Raw genomic sequence first — 15781 nt, 5'->3', positions numbered from 1 at the left:
GCGTACGGGCGCCCCTCACCGGGCAGTTCACCGGTGCGGCGACCCTGTCGCCAAGCTCACGTATCACTGTCGTGGGCAGGCCTCTAAAATTTGAGTTACTTAACGGTAATTAGCGAGATCACACCCAGCGTTCTTGGAGCGTGAGAGACCTTGGCCGGATCGGCTGACTTCGACCTGTACCGCCCGTCCGAGGAGCACGACATGCTCCGGGACGCCATCCGCTCGCTGGCCGAGGCGAAGATCGCGCCGTACGCCGCGGCGGTCGACGAGGAGGCCCGCTTCCCCCAGGAGGCCCTCGACGCGCTGGTCGCCGCCGACCTGCACGCGGTGCACGTGCCCGAGGAGTACGGCGGCGCCGGCGCCGACGCGCTCGCCACGGTCATCGTGATCGAGGAGGTGGCCCGCGCCTGCGTGTCCTCCTCACTCATCCCGGCCGTCAACAAGCTCGGCTCGCTCCCGGTGATCCTGTCCGGCTCCGAGGACCTGAAGAAGAAGTACCTGGCGCCGCTCGCCAAGGGCGACGCGATGTTCTCGTACGCCCTGTCCGAGCCCGACGCCGGCTCGGACGCGGCCGGCATGAAGACCCGCGCCGTGCGCGACGGCGACCACTGGATCCTCAATGGCGTCAAGCGCTGGATCACCAACGCGGGCGTCTCCGAGTACTACACGGTGATGGCCGTCACCGACCCCGCCAAGCGCTCCAAGGGCATCTCGGCGTTCGTCGTGGAGAAGTCCGACCCGGGCGTCTCCTTCGGCGCCCCGGAGAAGAAGCTCGGCATCAAGGGCTCCCCGACCCGCGAGGTCTACCTCGACAACGTCCGCATCCCCGCCGACCGCATGATCGGCGAGGAGGGCACCGGCTTCGCCACCGCGATGAAGACCCTCGACCACACCCGCATCACCATCGCCGCCCAGGCCCTCGGCGTCGCCCAGGGCGCCTTCGACTACGCCAAGGGCTACGTCACCGAGCGCAAGCAGTTCGGCAAGGCCATCGCCGACTTCCAGGGCATCCAGTTCATGCTCGCCGACATGGCCATGAAGATCGAGGCCGCCCGCCAGCTCACCTACGCCGCCGCCGCGAAGTCCGAGCGTCTCGACGCCGACCTCACCTTCCAGGGCGCGGCCGCCAAGTGCTTCGCCTCCGACGTCGCCATGGAGGTCACCACCGACGCCGTCCAGCTCCTCGGCGGCTACGGCTACACCCGCGACTACCCCGTCGAGCGCATGATGCGCGACGCCAAGATCACCCAGATCTACGAGGGCACCAACCAGGTCCAGCGGATCGTCATGGCCCGCAACCTGCCGTAACGCCTCCGCGCCGTACGACGGTCGCCCCCTGCCCGCGGAACGGGCCGGGGGCGACAGTCCTGTGCGGACAGGGTCCTAGGCGAACAGCGGTTCCAGTGCCTTCTCCAGGTCGGCCGCCGTGCGGAAGTGGACGGCCGTCATGCCGAGGGCGGCGGCCGCCTCGACGTTCTCCTCGGTGTCGTCGACGAACAGGCAGCGGTCGGGGCGTACGCCCGCCCGTGCCGCGCCCAGCTCGAGGATGCGGCGGTCGGGCTTGGCGAGGCCGACGCGGGCGCTGCTGACGACCTCGTCGGCCAGCTCGGTCAGGCCCATGGCCTCCAGGTCGCGCTCCAGCCCGAGCGTGGCGTTGGTGACGAGGACCAGCGGTACCCGGACCCGCGCCCGGCGCAGCAGTTCCAGCACCGTCACGTCGGCCCGGAAGGGCGACTCCAGCAGGGCGGTGCCCAGCGCCCAGCCCGTCTCCTCGTCCACCAGCCCGGCCAGCCCGGCCGCGATGGACGCCACCCACTCCTGCTCGGTGATCCGTCCCAGCAGCAGCGGTCCGACGGCCTCGGGCGAGAACGCCACCTTCTTGGTGGTGCCCTCAGAGAGCCCCGCGACCCGCTCCAGCGACTCCAGGTGGGTGGAGTCGAAGGTCCGGATCACGTTGTCGACGTCGCACAGGACCGCGTCGAAGGGCCGTGCGGAGGTGGACCGGTCAGTCACCCGACACCGTGACCTTCTCGTCGTTCTTCAGCTGGCTCACCAGCTGCTTCACCTTCGCCTTGTCCCAGACGAGGTTGCCGCCGGTGGACCCCGAGATCGGCATGTTCATCGACTTGCCGTCGCCGCCGTTGACGCCCTTCATCGCGAAGAACATCGACCCCAGGTCGTACAGGCCCATGTCCTTGTCGACGATCAGGGTGTCCAGGCCGGCGCTCATGGTCGGGTACAGCTTGAACGGGTTGAGGACCGTGCCCGGCGTGGCCACCTGGCCCGCGAGGGCCGCGAGGAACTTCTGCTGGTTCTTCGTGCGGTCCAGGTCGGAGCCGGCGAGCGCGTACCGGGTGCGGACGAAGGCGAGGGACTCCTCGCCGTTCAGGGTCTGCTTGCCCTTCTTGAGGTCCGCGCCGGACTTGGTGTCCTTGATGTCCTGCGGGATGTCGATCTCGACGCCGCCGACCGCGTCCACGATGTTCGCGAAGCCGGCGAAGCCGATCTCCACGTAGTGGTCGATGTGCAGCCCGGTGTTGAACTCGATCGTGCGGACGAGCAGCTCCGGGCCGTCCGTCGCGTACGCCGCGTTCAGCTTGGTGTGCCGGCCCGTGCCCGCGTACCGCTTGCCGGACTCCGAGCCCACGAACGACGGGATCTCCACGTCGGAGTCGCGGGGCAGCGAGATCAGCGTGTCGCCGTTGGACCCGGTGTGCAGGATCATCATCGAGTCCGTGCGCTTGCCCTCGGCGGAACCGGTGTGCAGGGCCTTCTTCTCCTCGGCGGACATGCCCTCGCGGCTGTCGGAGCCGACGATGAGGAAGTTGGTGCCCTCGCCGGCCTCGGGCCGGTCGATGACCTTCGACAGGTCGACCTCGCGGTTCAGCTTGGAGTCGGCCCAGAAGTACGTCCCGACGGTCGTCACGACCAGCACCGTCGCGACACTGATCGCGGTCCACTTGATCCGGCGGCGCCAGTCGGGCGCGGGGCGCGGGGCACCGGCGTCGCGGCCGCCCGGCCCGTCGGATCCGCCGCCGCCGTAGACCTGGCCCGTGCTGTAACCGCTGTCGTATCCGGTGTTCCGAGCGTTGGTGTAGTCACCGCCGCCGTCACCGCCGTATCCGTGGCCGTCGACGTACGACGGCTGCGGCGGCACACCGGCGCCCTGCGGCGGGGCGGCCGGACCGCGGCGGACCTGTCGCATCACGCGCGCGCTCTCGGGCTGCGCGCTCGCGCCGCCGCGGCCGTGGCCGGAGCCGCGGTTGTTGTCGGACCATCCCTCGGGCCAGTCATTCATGGGCCCAGTGTGCCGGGAAGCGCTGTGTCCCTTACAGGGGCGTCGGAGAATCAGCGCCCCGCTGTTGCCAACCTGACACAAAGTCCCGGCTTGTCCGCCTCGGCATAAGGTGGAGGCCATGACAGACCAGGTCACCCCAGTGGACTCGGACACCTCGGACATCCCGGGCAAGCCCACGTCCGCGTCGCGCACCACGCTCAGCCACATCATGAGCCACAACGACACCAACCTCCTGGGCACGGTGCACGGTGGCGTGATCATGAAGCTCGTCGACGACGCGGCGGGCGCGGTGGCCGGCCGGCACTCCGGGGGACCCGCCGTCACCGCGTCCATGGACGAGATGGCCTTCCTCGAGCCGGTCCGCGTCGGTGACCTCGTCCATGTGAAGGCCCAGGTCAACTGGACCGGCCGGACCTCCATGGAGGTCGGTGTCCGGGTCCTCGCCGAACGCTGGAACGAGTCCGCGCCGCCCACCCAGGTGGGCTCCGCCTACCTCGTCTTCGCCGCCGTCGACGCCGACGGCAAGCCCCGCCGCGTCCCCCCGGTCCTGCCCGAGACCGACCGCGACCGCCGCCGCTACCAGGAGGCCCAGATCCGCCGCACCCACCGCCTGTCCCGCCGCCGGGCCATCCTGGAGCTGCGCGAGCGCCGGGCGGCGGAGGGCTTCGACGACTGAGGCGGCCGAGGCGGCCGGGACGACTGAGGCGGCCGGGACGGTGGTAGGCCCGCCTGCCCCGGCGTCCCCTCGGCGTCCCCTCGGCCCGGCGGAGCCGGGCGTTCAGGCGCAGCTCACCTCGTCGCCGCGGACCACCGCGGACCCGCCCCGGTCCGGGGCGTCCGCCCGGACCCTGCGGACGTGGTGGGCCTCCGTGCCGGCGGTGACCTTCAGGGTGGGGCCGAGGCCCGGGACCGGGCGCAGTACGCTGCCGGGGAGGGCGGCGGCCAGGGACTTCGCGGAGCGGTCCCAGCGGGGGTCGTGGGAGACGACCGTGCGGCGCACCGAGGTGTCGCGGGCCGTGGCCGGCCGTCCGGTCGTACGGAAGCCGGTGGCGCGCAGCGCCGTGTCGACCTGCCTGGCCAGGCCGGGCGTACGGGTGCCGTTCTCCACCTGGACGCGGATCTGCTGCGGGGCCACCTCCACGCGTACGGCCCGGTCGCGGGGGCGCGGCGCCGCGGCGAGGGGCCTGTCGTCGCGCAGGGCCCCGAAGAGGCGCTCGGCGCGGACCGGGTCCCACTTCACGGTCGAGCCGATGCCCTTCACCGCGTACCCCATCCGCCCGATGGGGACGGTCGCGAACTCCGAGGAGGAGGGGGAGAAGGTGCGCATCGCCCGGCCGAGGTCCAGGAGCTCGTCCGTGCCGAAGCCGCGGTCGGCCCGCACCGAGCCCAGCACCGCCCGCGTCACGTCGCGGAACTTCAGCGGGTTCAGCAGGATGCCGGAGGAGGTCGCCCGGTCCACCAGCCCCGCCAGGAACCGCTGCTGACGTTTCATCCGGCCGAGGTCGGAGGAGGCGTCGGCGTGCCGGGAGCGGACGTACTGGAGAGCCTCGCCGCCGCGCAGGGTGTGGTCGCCGGGCGCGAGGTCGAGGCCGGTGTAGGAGTCGGTCAGCCGCCGGTCCGTGCAGATCCGCACGCCGCCGAGGACGTCGACGGTCTTCATGAAGCTGGTGAAGTCGACCTCCAGGTAGTGGTCGATCTTCACGTGGGTCATGTGCTCGACGGTCCGCACGGTCAGCTGCGGTCCGCCCTCCGCGTACGCCGCGTTGATCTTGATCGGGTGGCCGTGGTGTTCCTCACCGGTGGTCCGGTCGGTGTGCGGGGGCGTCTCGGCGTAGGAGTCGCGCGGCAGGCTCACCACGCTCGCCCGGTCCCGGTCCTCCGAGATGTGCACGATCATCAGCGTGTCGGTGCAGTGGCAGGGCGCCCCGCCGAGCCGGTAGCGCTGCCGTTCGGCCTCGGTGATCCGGTCGCGGCCGTCGGTTCCGACCAACAGCACGTTCATGCCGTGGCCGGCCCGCGGGCGGTTCTTCATGTCCTTGAAGGGGTCGACGCGGGCGATCCCGGAGTCGAGGCCGCTGACCAGGGAGTGGCCGATCCCGGCGGAGGCCAGCACGACGACCGAGAGCGTCATGGCCGCCCGCATGGCCCAGCGGGGACGTTTCCTCGGCGCGGGGCGGACCGGCCGGGGCTGCGGGCGGCGCGCCGGCCGGGAGGCGGGGGACCGGGGCGGGGCGGGGGACAAGCGGGTCACCTCCGGGCGAGGGCCGTACGAGGCGTACGAGGGAGCCGTGAGCACCGTAGGCCGAGACGATCCGCCGCCCGCCGCACGCACCCGGCGGCGCGCACCGGTGTCCCCCGTTCGCGGTAACGTGATGCTCCTATGAACGCGAAGTCCGACGTGCAGCTCCCCGCCGTGTCCGTCATCATGCCCGTCCTCAACGAGGAGCGGCATCTGCGCGGAGCGGTCCAAGCGATCCTCGCGCAGGAGTACGCAGGCGAGATGGAGGTCGTGATCGCCCTCGGTCCGTCCACGGACCGCACGGACGAGATCGCCGCCGAACTCGTCGCGGACACTGCGTCCGACGCGAACAAGCGCGTCCACACCGTCCCGAACCCGACGGGCCGTACGCCCGCCGCCCTGAACGCCGCGATCAAGGCCTCGCGCCATCCGGTCGTCGTCCGCGTCGATGGGCACGGCATGCTCTCGCCGAACTACATCGCCACCGCCGTCCGGCTCCTGGAGGAGACCGGCGCGCAGAACGTCGGCGGCATCATGCACGCCGAGGGCGAGAACGACTGGGAGCACGCGGTCGCCGCCGCGATGACCTCGAAGATCGGGGTCGGCAACGCCGCCTTCCACACCGGTGGGCAGGCCGGCCCGGCCGAGACCGTCTACCTCGGCGTCTTCCGGCGCGAGGCGCTGGAGCAACAGGGCGGCTACAACGAGGAGTTCATCCGCGCCCAGGACTGGGAGCTGAACTTCCGCATCCGTGAGGCCGGCGGACTGATCTGGTTCTCGCCCGAGCTGAGGGTGTCCTACCGCCCACGGCCCAGCGTCAAGGCGCTCGCCAGGCAGTACAAGGACTACGGCCGTTGGCGGCACGTCGTCGCCCGCTACCACGAGGGCTCCATCAACCTGCGCTACCTCGCCCCGCCGACCGCGGTGTGCGCGATCGCGGCCGGGACCGTGGTCGGCGCCGTCCTCACCCCGCTCGGCTTCCTGATCCCGGGCGGCTACCTGGCGGCGATCGCCCTCGGCTCGCTGCCGGCCGGCAAGGGACTGCCGCTCAAGGCGCGCCTGCAGATCCCGGTGGCCCTCGCCACCATGCACATGTCGTGGGGATACGGCTTCCTGACCAGCCCGAAGTCGCTGGCGAAGAAGGTCATCGCCTCCCGCCGCCCCGCGGTCCTCAGCGCGAACTGAGCACCGCGCGGCGGCCGGTGGGCCCGGTCTACCAGGTGTAGGCCGGGTCCACGTGCATGCACTGGCTGGTGTCGGCGGCGTTCATCGTCTCCGCCGAGGCGGGCGTCCTGTCGTCCTTCACCGGCGCCTTGTACGCCGTGCCCGAACGCCAGTCCGCGCCCACGAAGAGGGTGACTCCGGAGACCTCGGTGGACTGCTTCACCTGGCCCGCCGGGATCCCGAGGACCTTCGCCACCCGCAGGGCGTCGGCCTGGAGGTCGGCGCTCGGGTAGCGGATCACCGTCGTCTTCTCGGGGGTGGCCGGCGAGGTGTCCGCCTTGGCCCCGGTGAGGCCCTTGCCGACCAGCAGCTCCGTCACCGCGGCCGCCCGGCCGCGGGCCGCGCCCAACGTGTCGGTGTACGTGCCGTTGTGGACCTGCACGGCGATCTCGTCGTCCGCGGCGGCCGCGTCCGTGACCGACGGGGACGGGCTCGCGGTGGCCTTCGCGGCGTCCTTGCCGTCCAGGGCGATGTCCTCACGCACCAGCCGGAACAGCTTCTCCGCGTCCTCGGTGGGCACCACCCGGCCGGGCTGCGCGGTGTCGTACCGGTTGGGCATCGTCGTCATGGTGATGCGCTCGGTGGGCACCTTCTGCAGCTCGGTCGCCAGGTCGTACATCTTCTTGATGCTGTCCAGGCCGTCGTCGACGGTGATCGCCTGCGTGGCCGCCTCGGCGAGCTTGCGCAGTCCGTTGGGGTTGGACAGCTTCGCCTCCGAGCGCAGCTGACGGACCATCGAGTTCATGTACATGTGCTGCGCCTTGGCGCGCGCCAGGTCGGTGTCGTCCTCGAAGCCGTAACGGGTGCGCAGCCACTGGAGGGCCTGCTCGCCCTTGATGTCGTGGGTGCCCTCCGCCAGCTTCAGGCCGGAGCCCTTGCCGGTGCTGGTGTGCGAGTGGACGTTGGCGTCCACGCACACCGGGACGCCGCCGATCGCGTCCGCCATCGACACCACACCGGCGAAGTCGATCATCATGAAGTGGTCGACGTGGATGTCGGTGAGCTTCTCCCAGGTGGCCACCGTGCACCCCGGCCCGCCGCGCCCCAGCGAGGAGTTGGTGATCTCCCGGGTGAGCGCCCGGTACACCTCGCCGGTGTCCGGGTCGGTGCACTTGGGGATGTCGAGCAGGGTGTCGCGCGGCATGCTCACCACCGACATGTTGCTGCGGTCCGCGGACACGTGCAGCAGCATCTGGACGTCGGCGAGAGGCGTGCCGTTGAAGGTGTCCTTGGCCCCGCCGAGTTTCTGGTTCTCCGCGGTGTCCCGGGCGTCCGAACCGATCAGCAGGATGTTCAGCGCCTTCTGCCCGGCCTCGTTGGCCTTGGTGTCCGCCGCCCGGTCCTTGGCGTCGCCCAGGTTCAGCTCGTCGCTCTTGATGTTGGCGTTGAGATGCTCGTAGTAGAGGTATCCGGCCCCCGCGCCGCCCAGTATCACCAGGGTGAGCACGGTCGCCGACCAGCGCAGCGCGCGCCGTCTGCGCCTTCTGCGGCCGGTGCCGCCCGCGCCACCGTCCTCCGCGCCGCCGCCGTCCCGGGCGCCGTCCTCCGCGGTGCCGCCCTCGGCCGTCGTCCCGTCGTCCGCCGTCGTGGACGTGGTGTCCCCGGTCCCGGGAACCGTCCCCCGTACAGTGCTCCGCCCCACTGGCCCTGCCCCTCCCCGCCGTGCGCCTGACATGACACGGGCCCGTCCCGCGTCAAGTCAGACGCTTGACGGGCCCGCAGGGTTACCTACTTGGCGCACTCGACCTTGTCCGCCGTGGACTTGTCGACCGTGTCCGGCACGGTCGTCGGGGCCGTGAGCGAGACGCCCGCGCCCTTGAAGTCCTTGCCCAGCGTCAGCGTCATCGTCGGCAGACCCTGGGAGTTGGTGACGCTCTCGCCCGGCTTCAGCGCGGTCCCGGGCAGCCCCATGACGGCGGCGAGCTTGCGTGCCTGGGCGGCCTGTTCCGGCGCGTACTCGAGCGTCGTCCTGCTGAGTTCCTCCGGCGCGTTGCCCGCGTTCTCGGACTTCGTCACGCCCTGATCATTCTGCAGCCAGCTGAGAGTGGCCTGTGCGCTGCCGCCCTTGGCGCCGCCGTTCATGATCCGCACCCGCACCTCGGAGGCCGCGGACTGGGTGCCCTTGAGCCGGGCCGCCGCGGCCGCGGCCGCCGCGTCCTTCGACGCCTTCGCCTGCTCCTTCACCTCGGTGAAGGACACGTCGTCCTGGATCATCCGGAAGACGGTGGGCGCGGTCGACTGGTTCAGGACGACCGTGGCCTTGACCTTCTCGGCCGGGTTGTCGACGACCGGCACGGTGGTGAAGGTCAGGTTCTTGGTGTTGAGCTTGCCCAGCTCCAGACCGAGGTCCTTCAGCTTGTTGATGCTGTCCAGCTGGGAGTCGACGGTCAGCGCCTTCGTGCCCGCCTCCGCCAGCTTGATCATCTTGGTGGGGCTGGTGAGCGTGTCGTTCGACTTCAGCTTGCGCATCAGCGAGCCGAGGAACTGCTGCTGGATCCCGATCCGGCTCAGGTCGCCGCCGAAGCCCACCGAGTGCCGGGTGCGCAGGAATGCCAGCGCCTGCTCGCCCTGGACGGTGTGCGTGCCCTCCGACAGCTTCAGGTGGGAGTCCGGGTCGTCGATGTCCTTGGCCAGGCACACCTCGACTCCGTCGACCGCCGTCGTCAGCGTCTTGACCGCGTTGAAGTCGGCCACCATGAAATTGTCCGCCTGGACGCCGGTCAGCTCGGTCACCGTGCGCACGGTGCAGCTCGGCGTGCGGCCGCCCTGACCCAGGCTGGTGTTGAAGCGGGCGCCCTCGGTGCCCTTGATGACCTTGCTGCTGCCGTCCTCCTGCTCGGTCGGGCAGTCCGGGATGTCCACGATCAGGTCGCGCGGGATGCTCAGCGCGGTCGCGTTCGTCCGGTCCTTGGAGAGGTGCAGCAGGATCGTCGTGTCGGCGTGGCCCGGGCTGCCGGAGTCGCCGTAGCCGGCGTTGCCCGCGCCGGTGCGCTTGTCGGTGCCGATCAGCAGGATGTTGATCGCCTTGTCCTTGCTGAAGCCGCCGGTGCTCGCGCCGTCGTCGGAGACGGAGGTGATGTTGTCGTTGAGGTGCTCGAGGTAGAGGTAGGCCGCGCCGGCGGTGCCGACCAGGACGAAGGCCATGACCCCGCCGGTCCACAGCAGGACCTTCTTCGCCTTCGCCTTCTTCGCCGGCCGGCGCCCGCGCCTGCTCGGCGGCGGCTCCTCCGGAGCACCGCGGCGGCGGCGCGGCCCCGGAACCTCCGGGGCGTCCCGTTCCGGAGCCTTCGCAGGGCTGCCCGAGGCGGCCTCGGGGCCCGGCCCGCCGCCCGCGCGGCGGGCGGTACGGCCACGGGGTCCGGGGACCGTCGACTGCGGTGCGGAAGCAGCCAGTCGCAGTTCGTATTCGCCGGTGTCCGGATTGAGTACCCACTGGTCTGCGGGGTCGATGTTCTCCGCCCGCCCACGGCCTTGCGCGTCCACGGTTGTCCGAATCCTCCGTCGGGGCCACGCGGCGCCTTTCCCCCTCTAAGGCGCTCGGGTCTCGGTCACACAGTGCTCGACCCCGGAACGGTCCTCAGGCCGGGTGCACCGGATCGCTCACACTATCCGCCAAGTTCGGCGCGCAGCGACGGCGGTGACACATTCCACGTCCCTACAACCGGGCAATACGGGGTAATTCCTGGAACTGGAGTTCGCCGTGACCGGTCGGCTTGGGAAGCGTTTTACCCGCGGCCGTGCGCGCGGCTCACGTGCAGGTGTGATCGCCGGCCGTGTTCCCCCGGAAAGTCGGTTCGGCGGGACTCGGTGACGCGTACACATCGTGATCGGGCGACTCCGAAGAGGTGGAATTCCCTGGCTCCTTTCCGGTGACGTAGACGGGCGCGTCCGTCCTCAACCGCTCGAAGAGCTTCTCCGCCGCGGGCTCCACGAGCTGGTCGCGATTGGCGTTGTAGACGTACGACTCCCGCGGAACGGTCAGGAAGCGCACCTGCCCGGTGGGAATGTCGCGCAGGCCGCGCACGAGGTCGTACAGGCCGCGCAGGCTCGCCAGGGCCGGGTCCGTGGTGAGCGAGGACGTGGCCGCGTCCAGCACCGGGTACAGCTTCGCCGGATTCAGCAGGACGTCGTTGCTCTGCGCCTTGTCGACGAGCGCGCCGAGGAACCGCTGCTGCCGGTCCATCCGGTCGGTGTCGCTGCCGTTGCCGAGGGTCTTGCGGGCGCGGACGTAGCCGAGGGCCTGCTCGCCGTCGAGTCTCACGCGCCCGGCGGGCAGCCGCAGCTTGGCCGCCTCGTCGCGGATCGGCTCCTTCAGGCACACCTCGACGCCGTCGAGGGCGTCGACCATTTTCTTGAAGCCGTGGAAGTCGACGACGACGTGATGGTCGATCCGGACGCCCGTCAGCTTCTCGACCGTCCGGATCGTGCAGGCCGAACCGCCCGTCTGGAAGGAGTGGTTGAACATCGCGAACATCGGCGCCGACCGGGAGCCGTCCGGACGCCGGCAGGCCGGCACGTCCACCATGAGATCGCGGGGTATCGACACGGCGGTCGCGCTGCGCCGCCCGGCGGACAGGTGCAGCAGGATCGTCGTGTCCGACCGCTCGGTCCCCGAGTCCCGCCCGTACGCGCTGTTGCCGTCCCCGGCGCGCGAGTCCGAACCGATCAGCAGCACGTTGCGCGCGTCCTTCACCAGGGCGGTCGGCCGTTCCTTCGCGTACCGGGCCAGCTCCGCCGCGGCCGCCTCGTCCGGGGTGATGTTCCCGTCGAGCTTGGCGTACACCACCCACCCGGCCACCCCGGCCCCCACCACCAGCAGCGCCACCGTCCCCAGCCCGGCCGCCGCCCACCGCCGCCGGCGCCGCCGCGCGAGCCCCGCACCGAGAGCGGACGCCCCGCTCCCCGGCCCGAGGCGCCCGCTCGCCCCGCCTGCCGCCCCGAGAGGCTCTGCCGCCCCGAGAGGCTCTGCCGCGCCCTCACTCCCGCTCACGCCGGCACCCGCCCCTCCCGCTCACCGTACGAAAACGCCGTGCAGTGCCTACGACGATGCCGCGAGCACGGGCGAAGCGCGGTCGGGGGAGGCCGGACGGGTGACGGGTGACGGGTGACGGGTGGGGGAGCGGGCCGGGCGGACGGCGGACCGCGGCGCCGGCGGTCCCCGAGGTCCGGGGCCGGGCCCCGGGGACCGTCCGCCGGCCGGGGCGCGTCGCGGCTACCGCGCGGTGGCCGTCACCCGCTCGCTGTCGATGCGCCTGGTCAGGGTCTCCTCCGACGCCTCGTCCAGGTTCCGGCACAGCACGACCGAGCCGCCGGTGGCCAGGGGGGCGTACAGGCCGGCGCTGAGGCCCTCCCAGGTGTCGTACGGCAGGCCCGACAGGAGGCGGGAGCCGGGGCCCGTGAGGCCGAGAGCCGGCGCGTCGGCGCGGGCGCGCTCCACCAGCTCCGCGCCCGTGTACTCCGCGCCGGCCACGATCAGCGCCGGCGCCTCGGGATCGACGGGCGCGTACGGCGCGAAACGGTCGCCGTGGGTCGGGACGTCCACCGCGTAGTCGGCGTACCCCTCGGGCGGTGCCGGAACGAAGCGGCGGCCCAGCGGCGCGAGCGACAGCGCGTACCGCTCGCCCCGGCACGCCAGTCCCGCCTCGAACCGGCCGGGCCCGGCCACGACGAAGTCCGCGCGGGCCGGATCACCGGCCACGTCCGCGACGACCCCGACCGAGGAACACGCCACCAGCCACACCGCCGTCTGCCAGTGCGCGGGCAGCAGCAGCGCGACGCGGTCACCGGGTTCGGCGGACAGCCCGTCCTGGAGGAGGTTGGCGGTCTTGGCCACCCAATTGGCGAAGGTGGCCACGGACAATTCCACCCGTTCGCCCGTGGTGTCGTCGTAGAAGGTCACCAGAGGGCGGGCGGGATCCGCGGCGAGCGCGGAACGCAGCAGGTCGGCGGGGGTGCGGTCAGTGGCGTTCACCCGCGTCAGCGTACGCGCAACCCCCGGGCGGACGCCCGCCACCGGGCCACCGGTTCGGCCGAACGCCCTCCGACGCCCCGTCAAGACCCCGATGGACAGAAATGTATGGCTATGTCCACGATCGGTGGCATGCGTGGACTGCTTGCTTCCTCGATCGGCGTCACCTGTGCGGCCGCGCTGGCCCTCCCGCTGACGCCCCCCGCCTCCGCGGTGACGACGCGTCCGGCGTCGACCGCGCAGGCGGCGCCCGCCGCGGCCCGGCCCGCCGGCCCCGCCGCCCCGCTCGCCGGCAGCACCCAGTCGCTGCCCCTGACCCCCCTCGCCCGCGACCGTGCCGGCGGCGGCACCGGAGCCGAACAGGGCCTGCCGCCCCGCGACGTACGGTCCTTCTCCCTCCTCGGCGTCGTCTGGGACGACCCGGACGCCGAACTGCACGGCCGCGTCCAGGTCCGTACGCGCGCCGCCGGCACCGGCACCTGGTCCGGCTGGCAGGACGTCGAGACACACAACGCCGACCACGGCGCCGACCCCGACACGCCCGAACGCGCCTCGGGCCACGTCCGCGGCGCCACCGCCCCGCTGTGGGTGGGGGAGTCGGACGGCGTCGAGGTCCGCGTCAGCCCGGACGCCGAGCGGCGTACGGAGGACACCGCGGACGGCTCCCGCACCGTGTCCTCGCCCCTCGAACTCCCCGCGGGGATGCGCCTGGAACTCGTCGACCCCGGCACCACCGCCCCCGCCCACGCCCCCGTGGGCCCGCTCCGCGACCGGGCCGCCACCGCTCGGGCCGCGGCCGGCGTTCCGGCCGACGCCCCTGCCGACGCGGTCGCGGGCACGGCGGTGGACGCGGCGGCCGACGTGGTGGCGGGCACGGCGGCGGAGTCGGCCGCCGGCACGACGGCCGAGTCGGTGGAGGCCTCCGCCGCCAACGCCGCCCTCGCCCCCCTCGGCGCCGCCGAGATCCCCGCCCTCGACCTCGCGGGCACCGAACGCGAACTCCTCGCCCTCCGCTCCGGCGAACTGACGGCGGCTCAGCGCGCGAAGCCGTACATCGGCCCCCGCCCCGGCATCGTCACGCGCCGCGGCTGGGGCGCCGACGAGAAGCTGCGGGAGAAGAGCTTCGTGTACACGGCGAAGGTCAAGGCCGCCTTCGTGCATCACACGGCCTCGGGGAACACCTACAAGTGCTCACAGGTCCCCTCCCTCATCCGCGGTATCTACCGCTACCACGTCAAGAGCATGGGCTGGCGGGACATCGGCTACAACTTCCTCGTCGACAAGTGCGGCACCATCTACGAGGGCCGTGCGGGGGGCGTGGCGAAGCCGGTCCTGGGCGCCCACACCCTCGGCTTCAACAGCAACAGCATGGGAATCGCCGTCCTCGGCACGTTCACGTCCACCAAGCCGTCCGCCGCGGCGGTCAAGGGCGTCGCCCGCCTCACGGCATGGAAACTGGGCCTGTTCGGCGCCAATCCGAACGGCAAGACATACCTGAAGTCCGGCGGTGGCAATCTCTACCGAAAAGGTAAGAACGTACGACTGAACGTGATCTCCGGACACCGGGACGGCTTCGCCACGGAATGCCCAGGGCGGCAGCTCTACGGCAAGCTCGGCTCGGCCCGTACGACCGCGGCCGGCTACCAGGGCCGCTGACGCCGCGAAACCGGAACCCCGGGGCCGGGGAGGCCCCGGCGGCCTCCGGCGGGACGGGGACACGTCCAACGGGGGGCACCGTCCATAGCCGTCGGGGGGACTGCGCGTGGGACACCGCACGGCCATCGAAGTTGCCGCACCACCGTCTGCATACACTGGCCGGCCGAAAGACAGTTCGGCCGGTCCCGGCAGGAAGCAGAGACGAAGGTGACAGAAGCGATCCTCCTGGTCGGCGGCAAGGGAACCCGGCTGCGCCCGCTCACGGTGCACACGCCCAAGCCCATGGTCAGGGCGGCGGGGGTGCCGTTCCTCACGCACCAGCTGGCGCGGGCGAGAGCGGCGGGCGTGGACCACATCGTCCTCGCGACGAGCTACCTGGCCGAGGTCTTCGAGCCGTACTTCGGCGACGGCTCGTCGCTGGGCCTCCACATCGAGTACGTCACGGAGGAGGAGCCCCTCGGCACCGGCGGCGCCATCCGCAACGTCGCGTCCCGGCTCCGCTCGGGCCCCGACGACCCGGTGCTCGTCTTCAACGGCGACATCCTCACCGGCCTGGACATCAGACGACTGGTCGCCACCCACGAGGAGACGGCGGCGGACGTCTCGCTGCACCTCACGAGGGTGACGGACCCGAGGGCGTACGGCCTGGTCCCCACGGACGACACGGGCAGGGTGCTGGCCTTCCTGGAGAAGCCCCAGACCCCCGAGGAGATCGTCACCGACCAGATCAACGCGGGCGCCTACGTCTTCCGCCGCTCGGTCATCGACACGATCCCGGCCGGCCGCCCGGTCTCGGTGGAACGCGAGACATTCCCCGGCCTCCTGGCCGCCGGCGCCCACCTCCAGGGGATGGTCGACTCGACGTACTGGCTGGACCTGGGCACCCCGGCGGCCTTCGTCCGGGGCTCGGCGGACCTGGTCCTCGGCCGTGCCCCGTCCCCCGCGGTCCCCGGCCGCTGCGGCGACCGCCTGATCCTGCCGACGGCCACGGTCGCGCCCGACGCCAAGCTGACCGGCGGCACGGTGGTCGGCGAGGGCGCGTTCGTCGCGGAGGGCGCGCGCGTCTTCGGCTCGACGATCCTGCCCGGCGCGGTGATCGAACCCGGCGCGGTCATCACCGACTCCCTCATCGGCACCCGGGCCCGCGTGGGCGAACGCTCGATCCTCACCGGCACGGTCATCGGCGACGGCGCGGTGATCGGCGCCGACAACGAACTCCGCGACGGAGCGAGAGTGTGGTGCGACGCGAGAATCCCGGCGGCCGCCCTGAGGTTCTCCTCGGACCGGTAGCCGCCCCGCCGTCCGGCCCGTCCGGGAGCGCGCCCCGGGCGGGCGAAGCCGAGAGCGGGGAGGGCGGGGCGGCGGGAGTGGCGGGGGCGCATCCCGGACGGCCCTC

At 72.0% G+C, this 15781-nt stretch carries 12 protein-coding genes; 5 read left to right on the top strand and 7 right to left on the bottom strand.

What is annotated here, in order from left to right; all coding sequences use genetic code 11:
• Positions 1-150: 150 nt before the first annotated feature.
• Positions 151-1308: an acyl-CoA dehydrogenase family protein gene (locus ACH4N1_RS10210; protein WP_382793424.1), complete on the top strand. Its 1158-nt coding sequence runs from the start codon at positions 151-153 to the stop codon at positions 1306-1308.
• Positions 1309-1383: 75 nt separating this feature from the next.
• Here ACH4N1_RS10210 and ACH4N1_RS10205 read toward each other — a convergent pair whose 3' ends face one another.
• Positions 1384-2013, bottom strand: coding sequence for an HAD-IA family hydrolase (locus ACH4N1_RS10205; RefSeq protein WP_398096036.1), 630 nt, complete (start codon positions 2011-2013; stop codon positions 1384-1386).
• Positions 2006-3298: an LCP family protein gene (locus tag ACH4N1_RS10200; protein ID WP_398096034.1), complete on the bottom strand. Its 1293-nt coding sequence runs from the start codon at positions 3296-3298 to the stop codon at positions 2006-2008. The genes ACH4N1_RS10205 and ACH4N1_RS10200 overlap by 8 nt, the downstream gene beginning before the upstream one ends.
• A 118-nt stretch (positions 3299-3416) precedes the next feature.
• Between ACH4N1_RS10200 and ACH4N1_RS10195 the strand changes: the two genes are divergently transcribed.
• Positions 3417-3974 (top strand): acyl-CoA thioesterase, encoded by a 558-nt coding sequence (locus ACH4N1_RS10195; RefSeq protein ID WP_398096032.1) that lies wholly within the window; start codon positions 3417-3419, stop codon positions 3972-3974.
• Between the two features lie 102 nt (positions 3975-4076).
• On the opposite strand, the gene ACH4N1_RS10190 is transcribed toward ACH4N1_RS10195, so the two are convergent.
• Positions 4077-5429 carry an LCP family protein gene (locus tag ACH4N1_RS10190; RefSeq protein ID WP_398096031.1) on the bottom strand — a complete coding sequence of 451 codons (1353 nt, stop codon included), beginning with the start codon at positions 5427-5429 and terminating at the stop codon, positions 4077-4079.
• A gap of 249 nt (positions 5430-5678) precedes the next feature.
• Here ACH4N1_RS10190 and ACH4N1_RS10185 point away from each other — a divergent pair, with 249 nt between their 5' ends.
• Positions 5679-6722 carry a glycosyltransferase family 2 protein gene (locus ACH4N1_RS10185; protein ID WP_398096029.1) on the top strand — a complete coding sequence of 348 codons (1044 nt, stop codon included), beginning with the start codon at positions 5679-5681 and terminating at the stop codon, positions 6720-6722.
• Positions 6723-6750: 28 nt separating this feature from the next.
• On the opposite strand, the gene ACH4N1_RS10180 is transcribed toward ACH4N1_RS10185, so the two are convergent.
• The 4 genes from ACH4N1_RS10180 to ACH4N1_RS10165 form a co-directional block, all read right to left on the bottom strand.
• On the bottom strand, positions 6751-8436 hold the full coding sequence (locus ACH4N1_RS10180; RefSeq protein ID WP_398096027.1) for an LCP family protein: 1686 nt from the start codon (positions 8434-8436) through the stop codon (positions 6751-6753).
• 53 nt (positions 8437-8489) lie between these two features.
• Positions 8490-10244, bottom strand: a complete 1755-nt coding sequence (locus ACH4N1_RS10175) for an LCP family protein (protein ID WP_398096025.1) — start codon at positions 10242-10244, stop codon at positions 8490-8492.
• A gap of 265 nt (positions 10245-10509) precedes the next feature.
• Positions 10510-11586 carry an LCP family protein gene (locus tag ACH4N1_RS10170; protein WP_398096023.1) on the bottom strand — a complete coding sequence of 359 codons (1077 nt, stop codon included), beginning with the start codon at positions 11584-11586 and terminating at the stop codon, positions 10510-10512.
• Between the two features lie 387 nt (positions 11587-11973).
• Positions 11974-12732, bottom strand: coding sequence for a TIGR03089 family protein (locus ACH4N1_RS10165; protein WP_382784580.1), 759 nt, complete (start codon positions 12730-12732; stop codon positions 11974-11976).
• Between the two features lie 129 nt (positions 12733-12861).
• Here ACH4N1_RS10165 and ACH4N1_RS10160 point away from each other — a divergent pair, with 129 nt between their 5' ends.
• Together ACH4N1_RS10160 and ACH4N1_RS10155 are read left to right on the top strand one after the other, a co-directional pair.
• The gene (locus tag ACH4N1_RS10160) at positions 12862-14385 is read left to right on the top strand and encodes a peptidoglycan recognition protein (RefSeq protein ID WP_398096022.1); all 1524 of its coding nucleotides are present in this window, start codon (positions 12862-12864) and stop codon (positions 14383-14385) included.
• A 207-nt stretch (positions 14386-14592) separates the two neighbouring features.
• Positions 14593-15675 carry a sugar phosphate nucleotidyltransferase gene (locus ACH4N1_RS10155; protein WP_398096020.1) on the top strand — a complete coding sequence of 361 codons (1083 nt, stop codon included), beginning with the start codon at positions 14593-14595 and terminating at the stop codon, positions 15673-15675.
• Positions 15676-15781: the final 106 nt, after the last annotated feature.

The sequence above is a fragment of the Streptomyces sp. NPDC017202 genome (assembly GCF_044331705.1).
In the GTDB taxonomy this organism is placed as follows: Bacteria; Actinomycetota; Actinomycetes; order Streptomycetales; family Streptomycetaceae; genus Streptomyces.
This window is presented reverse-complemented; position numbering and strand designations above follow the sequence as displayed.

Bases quoted from the DNA above. Each gene is read 5' to 3' on its own strand.
- ACH4N1_RS10200 (WP_398096034.1), bottom strand. From the start codon at position 3,298: ATGAATGACTGGCCCGAGGGATGGTCCGACAACAACCGCGGCTCCGGC.
- ACH4N1_RS10180 (WP_398096027.1), bottom strand. From the start codon at position 8,436: ATGTCAGGCGCACGGCGGGGAGGGGCAGGGCCAGTGGGGCGGAGCACT.
- ACH4N1_RS10185 (WP_398096029.1), top strand. From the start codon at position 5,679: ATGAACGCGAAGTCCGACGTGCAGCTCCCCGCCGTGTCCGTCATCATG.
- ACH4N1_RS10190 (WP_398096031.1), bottom strand. From the start codon at position 5,429: ATGACGCTCTCGGTCGTCGTGCTGGCCTCCGCCGGGATCGGCCACTCC.
- ACH4N1_RS10160 (WP_398096022.1), top strand. From the start codon at position 12,862: ATGCGTGGACTGCTTGCTTCCTCGATCGGCGTCACCTGTGCGGCCGCG.
- ACH4N1_RS10195 (WP_398096032.1), top strand. From the start codon at position 3,417: ATGACAGACCAGGTCACCCCAGTGGACTCGGACACCTCGGACATCCCG.